Origin of the sequence: Mycobacterium neumannii (assembly GCF_002245615.1) — a bacterium.
GTDB classification, from domain to species: domain Bacteria; phylum Actinomycetota; class Actinomycetes; order Mycobacteriales; family Mycobacteriaceae; genus Mycobacterium; species Mycobacterium neumannii_A.
The window spans coordinates 20,846-36,086 of sequence record NZ_NKCO01000025.1; the positions used below are offsets into that span (position 1 = coordinate 20,846).

The following is a 15,241-nucleotide window of genomic DNA, read 5'->3' on the forward strand; positions in this document are numbered from 1 at the left end:
TGCCACTACCCGGACAGGTTGAAGTTGCCGTTGGAACCGTAGACGGCCAGGGATACCAGCAGGGTGACCGACACGACGATCACCAGCGAGGTGCGCACCGCGTTACCGACCGCAACGCCCACCCCCGATGGGCCGCCGGAGGCGAAGTAGCCGAAATAGGTGTGTACCAACAGGATCGTGATGGCCATCAGCACCGCCTGCAAAAATGACCACAACAGGTCGATCGGATTTAAGAACGTGTCGAAGTAATGGTCATACAGCCCGCCGGACTGGCCGAACAACACCACGGTGGTGAATTGGCTGGCAACAAACGACAAGATCACCGCGATCGAGTACAGCGGGGTGATCGCCACCATCCCCGCGATCAGCCGGGTCGACACCAGATACTCGATCGGCCTAATCGCCATCGACTCCAGCGCGTCGATCTCCTCGTTGATGCGCATCGCACCCAGCTGCGCGGTCACCCCGGCCCCGAACGTGGCGGCCAACCCGATCCCGGCCACCGTCGGGGCCGCGATACGCACATTGATAAATGCCGCCAAAAACCCGGTCAGCGCCTCGATCCCGATGTCGCCCAACGACGAATACCCCTGCACCGCCAAGGTGCCGCCGGCAGCCAGCGTCAGGAAGCCGACAATGGCCACCGTGCCGCCGATCATCGCCAATGTCCCCGCACCCATGGAGATCTCGGCGATCAACCGCACGATCTCCTTGCGGAAATGCACCGACGCGTGCGGCACCCCGGCCAGCGCCCGCAGGTAGAACAGCATGTGATCGCCGATGCGACCGAAAAAGTCGACCGGCTTGCGCGCCCCCCGAGTCAGGCGCGGATAGGTGCTGCGCAGAACTTGTACGGTTCCCATCGATAGCTCCCGATCAGCCCGTCGTCATCCGGATGCCGATCGCGGTCACCACCACGTTGATCACGAACAACGCCATGAACGCATACACCACGGTCTCGTTGACCGCGTTACCGACCGCCTTGGCTCCGCCACCGGTGATCGTCAACCCGCGAAAACACGCCACTAATCCGGCGATCAGACCAAACAATGCCGCCTTCACACACGAGATGATCACCTCGGGCACCCCGGTCAGCAGCGTGATCCCCGCAGCGAACGCGCCGGGGTTCACATCCTGGATGAACACCGAAAACGTGTAACCACCCAGGATCCCGATGATCACCACCAAACTGTTGAGCAACAACGCCACCAGTCCCGAGGCCAACATGCGCGGGGTCACCAAACGCTGGACCGGGTTGATGCCCAGCACCTCCATCGCATCGATTTCCTCGCGGATCGTGCGCGACCCAAGATCGGCACACATCGCCGTCGCACCGGCACCGGCCACGATCAACACCGTCACGATCGGGCCCACCTGGGTCACCGCGCCGAACGCCGCGCCCGCACCCGACAGGTCAGCCGCACCCAATTCCCGCAACAAGATGTTCAACGTGAACGACACCAGGACCGTGAACGGAATCGCCACCAACAACGTCGGCGCCAACGACACCCGCGCGATGAACCAACACTGCTCCAAAAACTCCCGCCACTGAAACGGCCGGCGGAACACAAACCGCACCGCATCAGCCGACATCGCGAACAACGCCCCGACCGCCTGCATCGGCCCAGCCAGATTCCGCAACGGCGGCAGACCCGCAGACCACCGCTCGGGCGCCTTAGTCGTCATGGCCAGCAACCTCGTTCGTCGACGTCACTGCGAAGCACCATCGGCATCGCGGGACATCACGCCTCCTGATTGCGTCATCTGACAGCGGGCGGTAAGGGCGCCATGTCTCGACGGGAAAGCGTCGCAGTGAAACGCGCACCGGCACAGTGAGCGTCCCGCTTACCGGGACGACCGATGAACGGAACACCCGCCCGCGGCGCGACGAGCGCGTGGCAGGCTGTGGGCGTGACCGATACCGCAGCCTTCATCGCCCGCGTCGAGAGCGACCTCCGTGAGACACCCACCCCCTCCGGTGTGCTGCGCTACTACGACGTCGGTGACGGTCCTGTTCTGCTCTTTCTTCACGGCTCCGGGCCCGGCGTCACCGGCTGGCGCAACTTCCGCGGTGTGCTGCCCACCTTCGCCGAGCATTTCCGTTGCGTGATCCTGGAATTCCCGGGTTTCGGGGTCAGCGACGACTTCGGCGGCCATCCGATGATCACCGCGCAGGGCGCTGTCGTCCCCTTCCTCGACGCGCTGGGCATCGATCGCGTCGACATCGTCGGCAACTCGATGGGCGGCGGCGTGGGGATCAACTTCGCAATCAGCAACCCGGACCGCATCGGCCGGCTGGTCACGATCGGCGGCATCGGCACCAACATCTTCAGTCCCGGCCCGAGTGAGGGGATTCGGCTGCTCCAGGAGTTCACCGAGGACCCCACCCGTCAGCGGTTGGTCGACTGGCTCAACTCGATGGTGTACGACCAGTCGCTCGTCACCGAACAACTGATCGAGGAACGCTGGCAGTTGGCGACCGATCCGGAGACGCTGGAGTCCGCCCGGCGCATGTACGGCAAGAAGGCCTTCACGCAGATGATGGCGTTCATGCGCGGCAGCGATGCGCCGCTGCCGTGGGCGCAGATGCACAAGGTCGCCGCACCCACGCTGTTGACGTGGGGGCGCGACGACCGGGTCAGCCCGCTGGACATGGCGCTGATCCCGATGCGCACCATCCCCAATGCCGAGCTGCACGTCTTTCCGAACTGCGGGCACTGGGCGATGATCGAGGCTAAGTCGGCGTTCGAGAGCACGGTCTTGGCGTTCCTCAACAGACCCTGACGCTGGAAGACGGCTCGCTCGCCGCCTGGCCTCCCGCGGTCATGCGACACTTCGGTGCTTTCGAGCCGGTGCGCTACACAGTCAGCCAAGGATGTCGGGTTCGGACCGGCCGAACCGGGCAGGTGACTGCAATGACCTGGGCTCGAAAGGGTCAACCCAGACGAAGCGGAATCGAGTTGAACGCGCGGGCCCAGATGGACGCTATTCGCTCGGGTTCGCCGGCGAGGGAACAGTCAGGAAAGCGCTGGAACCACTCGGCGAACGCGAGACGGGCCTCCAACCGCGCCAATCCCGACCCCATGCAGAAGTGCACGCCGTGCCCGAACGAGGCGTGGCGTTGCGCACGACGAGTCACATCGAAGCGCTCGGGTTCCCGGAACTCACGGTCGTCGTGATTGGCTGCGCCCCACACCAGCATCACGCGCGATCCGGCGGGGATTCGGACACCGTGCAACTCGACGTCACGTGTGGCCATTCGGGGCAGCGCCTGGGTGGGCGCTTCGATGCGGAGCATCTCCTCGATCGCCGTCGGCCAGAGCGACTGGTCCCTGCGAACTAGATCAAGCTGGTCGGGATGACTCAACAGAAGTACAGTGCCCGAACCGATCAAGTTGGCTGTCGTGGCATTGCCACCCAGAACTAAGAGCAGGCAGAAGCCAAGCAGCTCTCGATCAGTGAGTCGCTCCCCATCAATCTCGGCACTCAGGAGTGCGGTCATGAGATCGTCGCGCGGGCTGCGGCGGCGCTCTTCGAGCAGCTCGGCGAACATCGCGTAGATGTTCATCGCGGCTTCCAAGGGTTCGCCGCTATCGGCCAAACCTATGAACGCCTCTGTCCAAGTGCGCATCGGCGCGAGGTACTGCTCATCGAGGCCGATCATGCCGCCCACCACGACGCTGGGGACCACCGAAGCGTAGTCGTGCTGGAACTCACACACGCTGCCTACGGCAATTTCATCGATCAGCGCTCTGATGCTCTTCCTGATCTCATCCTCCATAGCGGCCACTCGCCGCGCGGTGAATGCCCGGGATATCAACTTGCGCAGCGCCGCGTGCCGCGGCGGATCGATGTAGATGAGCTGCGGCAGCAGCTCATTGGCCTCCGCGACGTGGCTGGAGAAGGTCTCATGGTCAGCGGCGGCGGTCCAGACGTCGGCAAACCGGGTCAGAGCGTAGAACTGACCATCCGGGTCGCAGTACACCGGGTGGTCGTCTCGCATGGTGCGGTAGACATCCCACAGTTCGGTCTGGAATTGCGGTGTGGCCGGGTCGTAGAGAACTCGTGAACCGGTCATCGCGTTTGGCCCTCCATTCGCAGCAGCCCATAGGAGCTGAGAGAACCGACTCCACCGGCTGTTTCGCTCACGGTAAATCCCCCTCGCGCCGGTGGGCCGAGCATGCCCACTGGCTGGGACGGCAGCTCGGCGCGCAGTCGATCATCGGTTGTCCATACCCTGGCCGGCGCGATGTCTGATCGTCTCGGAAACATGTTGTGCGATCGCGGAACTCGCATCACCGGCGAAATCCAGGATCTGCTCGCCGACGTCGCGTACCTGCTCGAGAGACAGGTGCTTGTAGACCTGCGCGGACACCGACATCACCACGTTCCCGTGCTCGTCGAAGATCGGCGCAGAGATGGTTGCGAGTGAAACCTGCTCGATCTGAGGCAGTTCGGCGGGCAGGAAGTCGACGATGGTCAGATCGGCGACGGCGCCGGCCAGACGCATCGCCACGGGGCCGGCCACATCACCGTCCTCTAGCGCCAAGAGCGCCGTATACACCTTGAGGAGGGGGTCGCTGAGTCGCTCGATGCCGAAGCCGCGCTTCTGAATTTCGTTGAGGACTTTGGGCATTCGTGCCCGATAGACATCATTTACCGGGCCGGCAGCGTCCAACCACTGCTGACGCACCGCTGCCGGTGCCCATGCGACGAATTCGCGCCCAAAAGGTGCAACGAAAGGCAATCGTTGCCCAGCCTGCAGTTGGGGGCGCCCAGCGTCCGGAGCGATCGATTCGACGACCGCGATGGAACCGTCCCTGACTTCGGAGATACAGGCTGCCATGCCGATCGCCGAGCACAGTCGACCCAACGGTGCACGCAGCATTCGCGAGACTGGCACGCTCCCCGGGTGCGGCCTAGGTATGCCACTGCCGAGTGCGTATTTCCCGCTGAGTGGGTCGCGGACAACCCAGTCGCACGCGCAGAGCGTGGCCAGGATGGCGTGCGCGGTGGATCGGCTGATCCGCAGGTCGCGACAGATTTCAGCCAACGTCAGCGGTTCCGGTCCAGCCTGCGCGAGGCGCTCCACGATCGCGACGACGCGCCGGGTCGGCGGCGAAGGGTCTTGACCCGGTTCCCGAGGCGGCCCTAGCTTGATGTTCATATATTCGGAGCCTATAACGAATATTCGTCACACGAGTAGCGGACTTGGAGGACCGGATGCCTGATGCCGTACTGGACATCGATGATTTGACCTGCCCGAAACTCGACTCGGTGCAGCGAGGAATCCTCGACCAGTTGGCCGGGGTGTCGATCGACCTGGAGCCGACTGCGTTGATCGCCGAGGCGGTCGCAAAGACCGGGTTGGACGATTTCGGACCCGGTGACTTTCGCCCACGACTCGACGCATACGCAGGGGCAGCCGATGCGGACGCCGGCAACACCAACCTCAACCGCCTCATCTTGCATAATCGGATCGTTCGTCTGCTCTCACAGCGGCTGCTGCTCACCGATCTGCTGCGCCGGTACCCCGAGATCCACGAAATCAAGATCGAGAAGCCGATCATCGTGGTCGGGCTACCACGTTCGGGCACAACGCATCTGGTGAATCTCGTCGCGGCCGATACCAGACGCCGCGCCCTGCCGTACTGGGAAAGCCAAGAACCGTTCCCGATGCGCGGTGAGGGGCCCGACATCAACGGCGTGGATCCCCGGTTCGTGCGCAGTGTCGCCGAGCACGAGTCGGCACAGATGATGACCCCCCTGCTGCAGGCGATGCATGACCGGTTCCCGCAGGCGATTGAGGAGGAAGTGGAGCTTCTCGATCTGGACTTCGCGAGCTATGTGCTGGAGTGGCACGCCCGGGTTCCGCAATGGCGCGATTTCTATCTCGGGTTGAATCAGGACGCGCACTACGCTTACCTGCGAACGATTCTGCAAGCGCTGACCTTCTTGCGAGGACCACGGCGGTGGGTGCTGAAGTCGCCGCAGCACTGCGAGCAACTCGGGCCGCTGATGCGCACATTCCCAGATGCCACCGTCGCCTTCACCCATCGCGACCCGGTAGCGGTGATCACATCCGCCGTGACCATGTTGGCATACGGTGATCGCGTTCGGCGCAAGGAGATCGACCCGCAGGGCCTCGTCGAATATTGGATCGACCGAGTCGAGCACCTGCTGCGAGCGTGCGTGCGTGACCGCGAACTCGTCGGATCCGGCCAGAGCATGGACATCTCGTTTCATGAACTCAACGGCAACGAGATGACGATCCTGGACAAATTGTATTCCTGCAACGGCACCGAGTTGAGCCCCGAGGCACGACAAGGGTTCCGCGCTTACCTCGATGACAATCCACGCGGCAAACACGGGCGGCTGCGGTACGACCTCAGACGCCACTTCGGGCGATCGCCGGAGGATGTCCGGACGCGATTCGGGTTTTACTTCGACCGCTTTGATGTGCGGGAGGAGACGTGAACGACTACGAGCCTGCATATCTGGGCAGACCGGGAGCCGACGACATAGTCGGCGCGGGGGCACCGGCCGAAGAGGTCAGCGCTGGAATATGGCTCTCCCCCGGCCTGTCGAACTCCTACATGCTGGTGACCGGCGATGGCCGGATCGTGCTGAACACCGGGATGGGGTTTGAGGGGCCCGTGCACCGCGCCAACTACGACGCCATCGACGCGGCGCCGACCCGCTACATCATCCTCACGCAGGGACACGTCGACCACGTCGGCGGTATCGGGTCTCTGGCGGACCCCCAGACCGACGTCGTCGCCCAGGCGAATTGGGAAACTTGGCGGCGCGACAACGAGTTGCTCGCAGAGTTCCGGGCCAGGAACTCCGCGTTCGCGTGGGTCGACAAGGTCATGGCGACCATCGAGGGCGCCACAGCGAGATTTGGTGCCCTACGGCCGCAGAGTGTGCCGACTCCGACGATGGTCGTCGACGACGAATTGACCATCGAGCTGGGCGGTCGTCGACTGGAGTTGCTCGCAACACCGGGCGGTGAAACTACCGACAGCCTGGTGGTCTGGCTGCCGAGCGAAGGTGTATGCCTGTGCGGCAACCTGTTTGGCGCGCTGTTTGGACACATCCCAAACCTCGTCACCATGCGCGGCGATCGCTACCGGGATGCGCTTACCGTGGTTGAGTCGATCGACCGGGTCCGCGCACTGGGCGTCGAGACCCTGCTCACCGGTCACTTCGGCCCGATCGTCGGCAAAGACCGCGTCAAATGGGAGCTGACCCGGCTCCGCGACGCGGTGCTCTACATCCACGACCGCACGGTTGAAGGGATGAACCAGGGCAAAGACGTTCACACACTCATGCGCGAAGTGGTGCTGCCGTCCGAGTTGGAGGTGGGTCAGGGTTACGGAACCGTACGCTGGAATGTCCGCGCGATCTGGGAGAACTATGCCGGCTGGTTCCACCATCGATCGACGGCCGAACTCTATGCCGATAGCCCCGACCAGGCAGAAGCAGATCTCATCGAAATAGCAGGTGCTGCAGCCGTTCTGGACCGGTGCAGGACCCTGTTGGATGCCGGAGAACCGGTGTGGGCGGTCCAATTGGCCGAGATGGTCAATCGCGCACAACCCGAGAACGAGGAGGCCAAAGACGTGTTGATCAGCGCGCACCGCGTCCTACTGGAACGCAGCGGCAATTTCTGGGAATCCGCTTGGCTGCGTACGCGGATTGCCGGACTGTCATGACGAACCGTGTACTTTTCGACTTCACCGGTGCGACAGCGGTGGTGACGGGAGGAACGAGCGGCATCGGACATGCGACGGCGACCATGTTGCGTGACAGCGGGGCACACGTCACCATCACCGGCACGCGGGCCGCGCCCGAGGAGTACGACACCGACCTGGCCGGAATGAGTTATCGACAGTTGGAGCTCACCGACCCGCGCGCCATCGAGGCTTTCGCCCAACAGTTCACCGAACTCGACATCCTCGTCAACAACGCCGGAGCCAACTTCCCCGGCGGCCTCGACGAGTCCACGGCGCAAGGCTTCACTGCTTCAGTGCAATTGAACCTGCTCGCACCGTTTCAGTTGACCGAACGGCTGCACGGTGCTCTGAAAACGTCGAGGGCGGCTGGGGGTGCGAGCGTGGTGATGCTCGCCTCCATGGCTGCCATCCGTGCGGTGCCGGTGGTGCCCGGGTACGGATCGGCGAAGGCGGGTGTTCTCGCCCTGACGCGAAACCTCGCCGCCAGGTGGGCGGCGGACGGCATACGAATAAACGCCGTCGTCCCCGGTGTCGTCGCCACCCGCATGACTGCGCCGATGGAGTACGTACCGGAGATCAAGCAGGAGCAGATCGATCACATCTTGCTTGGCCGGTTCGCCGAGCCCGCTGAAATCGCCAGCCCCATCCTCTATCTATGCAGCGCCGACGCGGCCTACAGCACCGGGTCTGCGCTGGTTGTTGACGGCGGCTACAGCGTGCTCTGACCACATCGGCGCCCCATCTAAGGAGGAAAACGGCAGTGCGATCAGCCATCATCACCGCCCCTGAGAAGACCGAGATCATCGACGTACCAACGCCGACCGTCGGCCCCACCGATGTACTGGTCAAGATCCGAGCGTGCGGAATCTGCGGATCGGACACCCTCTACATTTCCATCGGTGGGCTGCCGCCGCGACAAGGCAGTATGCCGATCGGACACGAACCCGCCGGCGAGGTGGTCGAGGTCGGCACCGACGTCCGCGATATATCGGTCGGCGATCGCGTGGTAATCAATCCGATGGCCCTCGCTGACGACATCATCGGCAACGGCGGGTCGGCCGGTGCACTGGCCGACTACCTCCTCATCAAGGACGCCGTGCGGGGTCGGAGCCTCGAGGTCATTCCCGACCACATCCCGTACGAGGTCGCGGCGCTTAACGAACCCATGGCGGTCGCGTTTCACGCGGTCAACCAGGTGGCGCCTCGACACGGTGACAAGGTGCTGGTGTTCGGCGCAGGCCCCATCGGCCTGGGAATCACCCTTGCGCTGAAGTCGCGAGGAGTCGAACACGTCGTTGTGACCGACATTCTGCCGTCCCGCCTCGACAAGGCCTTGAAGATCGGTGCCGACGCGGTCATAAACTCCCAGGATGAGGATTTCGCGGCACGGCTGATCGACCTGCACGGCCCCGGTGATTCGATGTGGCCCGACAGGGCGGGCACAAACATTTTCCTCGATGCAGCGGGCGTGCCCGAGGTGATCGACTCGGCCATGGGCGTGGCCCAACGTGGGGCCAAGCTCGGCGTCGTCGCCGTTCACAAGGAGCCCGTCAACGTGGACATGATGAACGTCATGAGCAACGAGCTGACTATCGTCGGGTCGATGGGTTATCCGAGTGAGATTTTCGAGGTGACCAAAGACATCGTCGCCAATTGGGAGAAATATCGCTTAATCATCAGTCATACATTCGATTTCAACGATCTCGAGGAGGCATTGCGCTGCGTCGGCACGCCAGGGATGGCCGATAAAGTTGTCATCACACTGAGTTGACGACGACGATCCTAGATCAGGCGGAAGCCCTTGTAACCGGCTGCGGCCACCTCGGCACAGACATCCAGGTAAACGCCGAAACCGCCGATGAACAACATGAATCCGCGCGGTTTACCCGGGACGTTGGCGCCCATGTACCACGAGTTGGCCTTCGGGAACAACGTCGCGTCTGCACGTCGATTGCACTCCGCGATCCAGTTCTCGACGGCGTCACCGGTGGCTTCGATTGCGGTGTAGCCGTGTTCGTCGAGGTGGGAGATCGCGTCGGCGATCCAGTTCACGTTCGCCTCAGCGTGCAACACCATGTTGGCGAGCACCGCGGGCGCACCCGGCCCCGAGACCAGGAACAGGTTCGGGAAGCCGTCCACGCCGAGACCGAGGTAGGTGCGCGGTCCGTGCGCCCAGTCGTCGCGCAGCTTCTGCCCACCGCGACCGACGATGTCGATCTTGCCCAGCGCACCGGTCATCGCGTCGAACCCGGTGGCGAGCACGATCGCGTCGACGTCGTAATGGGCGTCGGTGGTGTTGATGCCGTCGGCGTCGACGGACAGGATCGGCGTCTTGCGCACGCTCACCAACTTCACATGCGGTTTGTTGAACGTCTGAAAGTAATTGGTGTCGGTGCAGATTCGTTTCGTCCCGATGGGATGGTCGTTCGGGATCAGAAGCTCGGCGACCTCGGGGTCGTCGATCACCGCGCGGATCTTCTCCTCGTAGAACTTGCGCGCCTCCTCGTTGGCGGCCATGTCGATCATCTGATCGCGGAACGTTTTCGAGAACAGGACTCCCCCGAGCTCCCAACGCTTCTCGAACGCCTCCCGGCGCTCCTCGGCCGTGGCCTCCATCGTCAGCTTCGGATGCGCGATATGCGGTGAGCCGCCGCCGCTGCGCCACGACAACCGGCGGCGTTCGGCGTACGTCGCCTTGATCTGGGCCCGGTCCTCATCGGTCAATGGCCGATTACCAGCGGGCACACTGTAATTCGGCGTCCGTTGGAACACGTAGAGCCGATCGGCCTGGTCGGCGATCACCGGGATGGACTGGATACCCGAAGAACCCGTCCCGATCACCGCGACCCGCTTACCGGTGAAATCGACGGACTCGTGCGGCCAGTGCGCGGTGTGGTACAGCTCCCCCGCGTAACCGTCCAGGCCGGGAAAGTCGGGCGTCAGGGCCGCCGACAACGGACCGGTCGCCATCACGCAGAAGCGGGCGGTCACCACTTCACCCGCATCGGTCGACACGGTCCATTTCAGGTCGCTCTCGTCGAGTACCGCCGAGGTGACCCGGGTGTTGAACGTGATGCCGTCACGCAGGTCGAGCCGGTCGGCCACCCAGTTCAGGTAGCGCAGAATCTCGGCCTGGGTGGCGTACTTCTCCGACCAGTCCCACTCCTGCTCGAGCTGCGGATCGAACGAGTAGCAGTAGTCGACGCTCTCGACGTCGCAACGCGCTCCTGGGTAGCGGTTGTAGTACCAGGTCCCCCCGATCTCGGGCGCCGCCTCGAACACGCGGACCGACAAGCCCTGCGAGCTCAGCTTGTGCAAGGCGTACAGCCCGGCGAAGCCGGCGCCGACGACGACCGCGTCCACCGTTGAGCGTTCCTCGGAGATACCCACGACGTCACGGTAGGGCGTCGCGGTCGCGGTGCCCCCGGAGTTTCCCGATGACCGGGCAATCGAGCGAACGCCGTACCGCCCATCGGACGGGTCGCTCGACCCGGCCTGTTCGAACCGTCACGATCGGCGCATGCCACCGACAAAAGCCCGGGTTGATGCCACCGTCTGTGTCGATCTGGACGGAACCCGGCACAACCTGCGCTGGCCTCGCGACAAGTCGCTGGTCGACGCGATGCTCGACGCCGGGATCGATGCTCCCCACTCGTGCCGCGAAGGCCATTGCGGTTCTTGCGTCGCGACCGTGGTGTCCGGCGAGGTCGACATGGCTGCCTGCGACATCCTCGAACCGGCCGACCTGGTTGAGGGCCTCATCCTGGGATGCCAGGCCCGACCGATCAGCGACGAGCTCCACATCGAGTACTGAGCCGGAAACGCCGCCCGCTGACCGGGATTCCGTCCCGTTCGCGGCTTCGGTGCGGTAGACCATCAAGTGCAGCCACATAGTGAGGACACCAGCATGAGCGAGCGCGTACTCGACCGGGTGATGGAACTGGCCGAGCAGTTCAAGGAGCAGGGCGCCGAAGCCGAGAAGGTCGGGCGATTGACCGATGCGACGGTCAAGTCGATGAAGGCCGTCGGCTCCATTCGCCTGCTGCAGCCCAAGAAACACGGCGGCTACGAGGCGCATCCGCGCGAGTTCGCCGAGACCGTGATGGCCACGGCGGCCCTGGACCCCGCGGCGGGCTGGATCAACGGTGTGGTCGGCGTGCACCCGTACCAGCTCGCCTACGCCGATCCGCGGGTCGGCGAGGAAGTATGGGGCGACGACATCGACACGTGGATGGCGTCGCCGTACGCGCCCCAAGGCGTGGCCAAGCCGGTCGACGGCGGCTACATCTTCAACGGCCGGTGGCAGTTCAGTTCCGGTACCGACGCGTGCGACTGGATCATCCTCGGCGCGATGCTCGGGGACGCCGACGGCAAACCGCTGATGCCACCGCAGATGCTGCACATGATCTTGCCGCGGTCCGACTACGAGATCGTGGAGGACTCCTGGGACGTGGTCGGGCTGCGCGGCACCGGTTCCAAGGACGTCATCGTCAAAGACGCGTTCGTCCCGGAGTACCGGACGATGGACGCGACGAAGGTGATGGACGGAACCGCCCAGCGCGAAGCCGGCATGACCGAGCCGCTTTACCTGATGCCGTGGTCGACGATGTTCCCGCTCGGCATCTCGGCAGCGACAATCGGCATCGCCGAGGGCGCGCTGGCCGCACACCTCGACTACCAACGCGAGCGGGTGGGCGCTACCGGGACGGCGATCAAGGACGACCCGTACGTCATGTACGCCATCGGCGAGGCGGCCGCCGACATCAACGCCGCGCGTCAAGAACTGCTGGCCAATGCCGATCGCATCTACGACATGGTCGCCGCGGGCAAGGAGGTCAGCTTCGAGGACCGGGCCGCGGGTCGTCGCACGCAGATCCGCGCGGTGTGGCGCGCCGTGTCCGCCGTGGACGAGATCTTCGCCCGCTCGGGCGGTAACGCCGCCCGCATGGACAAGCCGCTGCAGCGGTATTGGCGCGACGTGCATGTCGGCCAGCTACACGCGATCCATGTGCCGGGCACGGTGTTTCACGCCTCAGCGCTGAGCTCGTTGGGTGTGGACCCGCAGGGTCCGCTGCGGGCGATGATCTGATGAGCGATCTGAAGAGCCTCGGCTACGTCAAGATCCAGGCCACCGACATCGACCGGTGGCGCCACTTCGCGTTCGGGGTGCTCGGCTTCGCCGAAGGCTCCGGCCCCGATGGCGATGCGCTGTATCTGCGCATGGACGAGCGCGCCGCACGCATCATCGTGGTGCCCGGCGACGTCGACAAGATCGTCACCGTCGGCTGGGAAGTCCGTGACCATGCGGCGCTGACGCGGGTGAAGGCGGCCCTCGACGGTGCGGGCGTGGCGGTCAAGGAACTCTCGCTCCAGGAGGCAGACGCCCGCCGCGTCGAGGAGGTCATCGCCTTCGACGACCCGGCGGGCACCTCGACCGAAGTCTTCCACGGCGCAGTGCTCGACCACAGTCCGGTGGTGACGCCGTTCGGCGCCCGATTCGTCACCGGCGATCAGGGGCTGGGCCATGTGGTGCTGCCGGCCCTCGATGTGCCCGGACTGTTTCAGTTCTACACCGAGGTACTGGGGTTCAAGTCGCGCGGAGCGTTTCGGGTTCCGACGCCGCCGGAGTTCGGGCCGCTGCGCGTCCGCTTCCTCGGCATCAACGCACGCCACCACAGCCTGGCGATCTGCCCCGCGATGACGTTGCGTGACCCGGGCCTGATTCATTTGATGGTGGAGGTCGACAGCCTCGACGCCGTCGGACAGGCACTCGACCGGGTGAACAAGGACGGTTTCCAGTTGTCCTCGACGCTTGGCAGGCACACCAACGACAAGATGGTGTCGTTCTACGTTCGGGCGCCCGGCGACTGGGATATCGAGTTCGGCACTGACGGTATGCGGGTCGACGAAACCTACTACACCGCAGAGGAGATCACCGCCGACAGCTACTGGGGTCACGAGTGGGTCTCCGACCTTCCAGCGGCGATGCGCCCGTGAGTGGTGACGTCACTCCCCTTCCCGCGGCGGGTGTCGCGCGGTGGGATGAGGAGGCCGACGTCGTCATAGCCGGTTTCGGCATCGCGGGTGCTGCCGCCGCCGTGGAGGCCGCACGCACCGGCGCCGACGTCCTGGTCCTGGAGCGCACCGGCTCGTGGGGCGGTGCGGCGTCCATGGCCGGCGGCTTCATCTACCTCGGTGGGGGTACTCCGATCCAAAAGGCATGCGGTTTCGACGATTCCGTCGCGAACATGGCTGCGTACCTGAACGCCGCGATGGGTCCCGGTGCCGACGAGAAGCGCATCGCCGACTACTGCGACGGCAGCCTCGAGCACTTCGACTGGCTCGTCGGCTGCGGCGTGGTTTTCAAGCCGGAGTTCTTCGGCGAACCCGGCTGGGAGCCGATGGGCGATCAGGGTCTGATGTTCAGCGGCGGGGAGAACTCGTATCCGTTCAACACCATCGCCGCACCTGCTCCCCGCGGGCACGTCCCGCAGATGTCGGACAAGAAGCAGGGCGAGTCGAGCGCCGGGTTCATGCTGATGAAACCGCTCGTGGAGACGGCTACCGCGGCCGGAGCCCGCGCGATCTACGACGTTCGGGTGCAGCGGTTGATCGTCGATCCCGACGGTCGGGTGGCCGGTGTGCATGCGCGCCGATACGGCGAGGAGATCGCCGTGCGTGCGCGTCGCGGTGTGGTGCTGGCGATGGGCAGCTTCGCCTACAACGAAGCCATGGTGGCCCAGTACGCGCCCCGCATCGCGGGCCGGCCCGCCGCCGCCATCGAGCAGCATGACGGGCAGGCCATCCGGATGGCGCAGGCGCTGGGCGCCGACCTCGCGCACATGGACGCCACCGAGGTCGCCATCTTCATCGATCCGCAGCAACTGGTGCGGGGCATCCTGGTCAACGGCCGCGGCCAGCGCTATGTCGCCGAGGACACCTATCCGGGCAGGGTCGGGCAGTTGACGCTGTATAACCAGGACAACACGGCGTTCCTGATCATTGACGAGAAGGCGCAGGAGGAGGCGATGGCATCGCTGTCGCCGCAGTTGATGATGCGCCAGCCGACCTGGGTGTGTGAGACGGTCGCCGAACTCGAATCCGAGATGGGCTTGGCGCAGGGCTCGCTTCAGGCGACCGTGTCGGCGTACAACGCCGGGGCCGCCGTGGGAGAGGATCGGCTGCTACACAAGAAGTCTCAGTGGCTGCGGCCGATCGGCACCCCGGTAGGCGCCATCGATCTGCGCGAGAGCACCGGCGGTTTCACCCTGGGCGGGCTGTTGACGTCATTGGATGCCGAGGTGTTGCACGTCAGCGGCGAACCCATCCCCGGCTTGTTCGCCGCGGGGCGCTGCACCGCGGGTCTCGCGGCGTGGGGGTACGCAAGCGGTATCTCATTGGGCGACGGGAGCTTCTACGGCCGGCGCGCCGGACGCAACGCGGCGCGCGCTTAAGGCCCTGGCTGTCTGGTGGCGGGCCGTCCCTGCCCGGTGGTACAGGAT

The 15,241-nt window shown here is 64.6% G+C and carries 14 protein-coding genes; 9 read left to right on the plus strand and 5 right to left on the minus strand.

All coding sequences use genetic code 11. The features are described from left to right. Nucleotides 1–5: 5 nt before the first annotated feature. Entirely contained in the window at nucleotides 6–863 is an 858-nt protein-coding gene (locus CEX88_RS21990; protein WP_094295117.1) for an MlaE family ABC transporter permease, read from the minus strand. Nucleotides 864–876: 13 nt separating this feature from the next. Further along, the gene (locus CEX88_RS21995) at nucleotides 877–1,686 is read right to left on the minus strand and encodes an MlaE family ABC transporter permease (protein WP_094295118.1); all 810 of its coding nucleotides are present in this window, start codon (nucleotides 1,684–1,686) and stop codon (nucleotides 877–879) included. Between the two features lie 225 nt (nucleotides 1,687–1,911). On the opposite strand from CEX88_RS21995, the gene CEX88_RS22000 reads away from it, so the two are divergent. Next, entirely contained in the window at nucleotides 1,912–2,784 is an 873-nt protein-coding gene (locus CEX88_RS22000) for an alpha/beta fold hydrolase (protein WP_202931609.1), read from the plus strand. A gap of 151 nt (nucleotides 2,785–2,935) precedes the next feature. On the opposite strand, the gene CEX88_RS22005 is transcribed toward CEX88_RS22000, so the two are convergent. Beyond that, entirely contained in the window at nucleotides 2,936–4,003 is a 1,068-nt protein-coding gene (locus tag CEX88_RS22005; protein ID WP_202931610.1) for a cytochrome P450, read from the minus strand. Nucleotides 4,004–4,219: 216 nt separating this feature from the next. Beyond that, nucleotides 4,220–5,167, minus strand: a complete 948-nt coding sequence (locus CEX88_RS22010) for an IclR family transcriptional regulator (RefSeq protein WP_094295120.1) — start codon at nucleotides 5,165–5,167, stop codon at nucleotides 4,220–4,222. A 56-nt stretch (nucleotides 5,168–5,223) separates the two neighbouring features. Between CEX88_RS22010 and CEX88_RS22015 the strand changes: the two genes are divergently transcribed. Genes CEX88_RS22015 through CEX88_RS22030 form a run of 4 tightly spaced genes read left to right on the plus strand, consistent with a single transcriptional unit; the run spans nucleotide 5,224 to nucleotide 9,510 of the window. After that, nucleotides 5,224–6,477 carry a sulfotransferase family protein gene (locus CEX88_RS22015; RefSeq protein ID WP_094295121.1) on the plus strand — a complete coding sequence of 418 codons (1,254 nt, stop codon included), beginning with the start codon at nucleotides 5,224–5,226 and terminating at the stop codon, nucleotides 6,475–6,477. Further along, nucleotides 6,474–7,718 (plus strand): alkyl sulfatase dimerization domain-containing protein, encoded by a 1,245-nt coding sequence (locus CEX88_RS22020; RefSeq protein ID WP_066848741.1) that lies wholly within the window; start codon nucleotides 6,474–6,476, stop codon nucleotides 7,716–7,718. The genes CEX88_RS22015 and CEX88_RS22020 overlap by 4 nt, the downstream gene beginning before the upstream one ends. Then, complete coding sequence (locus CEX88_RS22025; protein WP_094295122.1) at nucleotides 7,715–8,464, plus strand: SDR family NAD(P)-dependent oxidoreductase; 750 nt, start codon at nucleotides 7,715–7,717, stop codon at nucleotides 8,462–8,464. The genes CEX88_RS22020 and CEX88_RS22025 overlap by 4 nt, the downstream gene beginning before the upstream one ends. A 35-nt stretch (nucleotides 8,465–8,499) precedes the next feature. Next, on the plus strand, nucleotides 8,500–9,510 hold the full coding sequence (locus CEX88_RS22030) for a zinc-dependent alcohol dehydrogenase (RefSeq protein ID WP_094295123.1): 1,011 nt from the start codon (nucleotides 8,500–8,502) through the stop codon (nucleotides 9,508–9,510). Nucleotides 9,511–9,521: 11 nt separating this feature from the next. Here the strand turns inward: CEX88_RS22030 and CEX88_RS22035 are convergent, their stop codons facing one another. Beyond that, nucleotides 9,522–11,129 carry a flavin-containing monooxygenase gene (locus CEX88_RS22035; RefSeq protein WP_094295124.1) on the minus strand — a complete coding sequence of 536 codons (1,608 nt, stop codon included), beginning with the start codon at nucleotides 11,127–11,129 and terminating at the stop codon, nucleotides 9,522–9,524. 130 nt (nucleotides 11,130–11,259) lie between these two features. Here CEX88_RS22035 and CEX88_RS22040 point away from each other — a divergent pair, with 130 nt between their 5' ends. The 4 genes from CEX88_RS22040 to CEX88_RS22055 all read left to right on the plus strand — a co-directional run bounded on the left by CEX88_RS22040 (nucleotide 11,260) and on the right by CEX88_RS22055 (nucleotide 15,193). After that, the gene (locus CEX88_RS22040; RefSeq protein WP_094295125.1) at nucleotides 11,260–11,553 is read left to right on the plus strand and encodes a 2Fe-2S iron-sulfur cluster-binding protein; all 294 of its coding nucleotides are present in this window, start codon (nucleotides 11,260–11,262) and stop codon (nucleotides 11,551–11,553) included. Nucleotides 11,554–11,646: 93 nt separating this feature from the next. Then, on the plus strand, nucleotides 11,647–12,828 hold the full coding sequence (locus tag CEX88_RS22045) for an acyl-CoA dehydrogenase family protein (protein WP_094295166.1): 1,182 nt from the start codon (nucleotides 11,647–11,649) through the stop codon (nucleotides 12,826–12,828). Continuing rightward, entirely contained in the window at nucleotides 12,828–13,736 is a 909-nt protein-coding gene (bphC, locus tag CEX88_RS22050; protein WP_094295126.1) for a biphenyl-2,3-diol 1,2-dioxygenase, read from the plus strand. The genes CEX88_RS22045 and bphC overlap by 1 nt, the downstream gene beginning before the upstream one ends. Next, nucleotides 13,733–15,193, plus strand: a complete 1,461-nt coding sequence (locus tag CEX88_RS22055) for an FAD-dependent oxidoreductase (RefSeq protein ID WP_094295127.1) — start codon at nucleotides 13,733–13,735, stop codon at nucleotides 15,191–15,193. The genes bphC and CEX88_RS22055 overlap by 4 nt, the downstream gene beginning before the upstream one ends. The last annotated feature ends 48 nt before the right edge of the window (nucleotides 15,194–15,241 follow it).

What these genes read in the sequence shown, in the direction of transcription:
- CEX88_RS22010 (WP_094295120.1), bottom strand. Translation starts at nt 5,167, where the DNA reads ATGAACATCAAGCTAGGGCCGCCTCGGGAACCGGGTCAAGACCCTTCG.
- CEX88_RS22025 (WP_094295122.1), top strand. Translation starts at nt 7,715, where the DNA reads ATGACGAACCGTGTACTTTTCGACTTCACCGGTGCGACAGCGGTGGTG.
- bphC (WP_094295126.1), top strand. Translation starts at nt 12,828, where the DNA reads ATGAGCGATCTGAAGAGCCTCGGCTACGTCAAGATCCAGGCCACCGAC.
- CEX88_RS22015 (WP_094295121.1), top strand. Translation starts at nt 5,224, where the DNA reads ATGCCTGATGCCGTACTGGACATCGATGATTTGACCTGCCCGAAACTC.
- CEX88_RS21995 (WP_094295118.1), bottom strand. Translation starts at nt 1,686, where the DNA reads ATGACGACTAAGGCGCCCGAGCGGTGGTCTGCGGGTCTGCCGCCGTTG.
- CEX88_RS21990 (WP_094295117.1), bottom strand. Translation starts at nt 863, where the DNA reads ATGGGAACCGTACAAGTTCTGCGCAGCACCTATCCGCGCCTGACTCGG.
- CEX88_RS22045 (WP_094295166.1), top strand. Translation starts at nt 11,647, where the DNA reads ATGAGCGAGCGCGTACTCGACCGGGTGATGGAACTGGCCGAGCAGTTC.
- CEX88_RS22040 (WP_094295125.1), top strand. Translation starts at nt 11,260, where the DNA reads ATGCCACCGACAAAAGCCCGGGTTGATGCCACCGTCTGTGTCGATCTG.
- CEX88_RS22005 (WP_202931610.1), bottom strand. Translation starts at nt 4,003, where the DNA reads ATGCGAGACGACCACCCGGTGTACTGCGACCCGGATGGTCAGTTCTAC.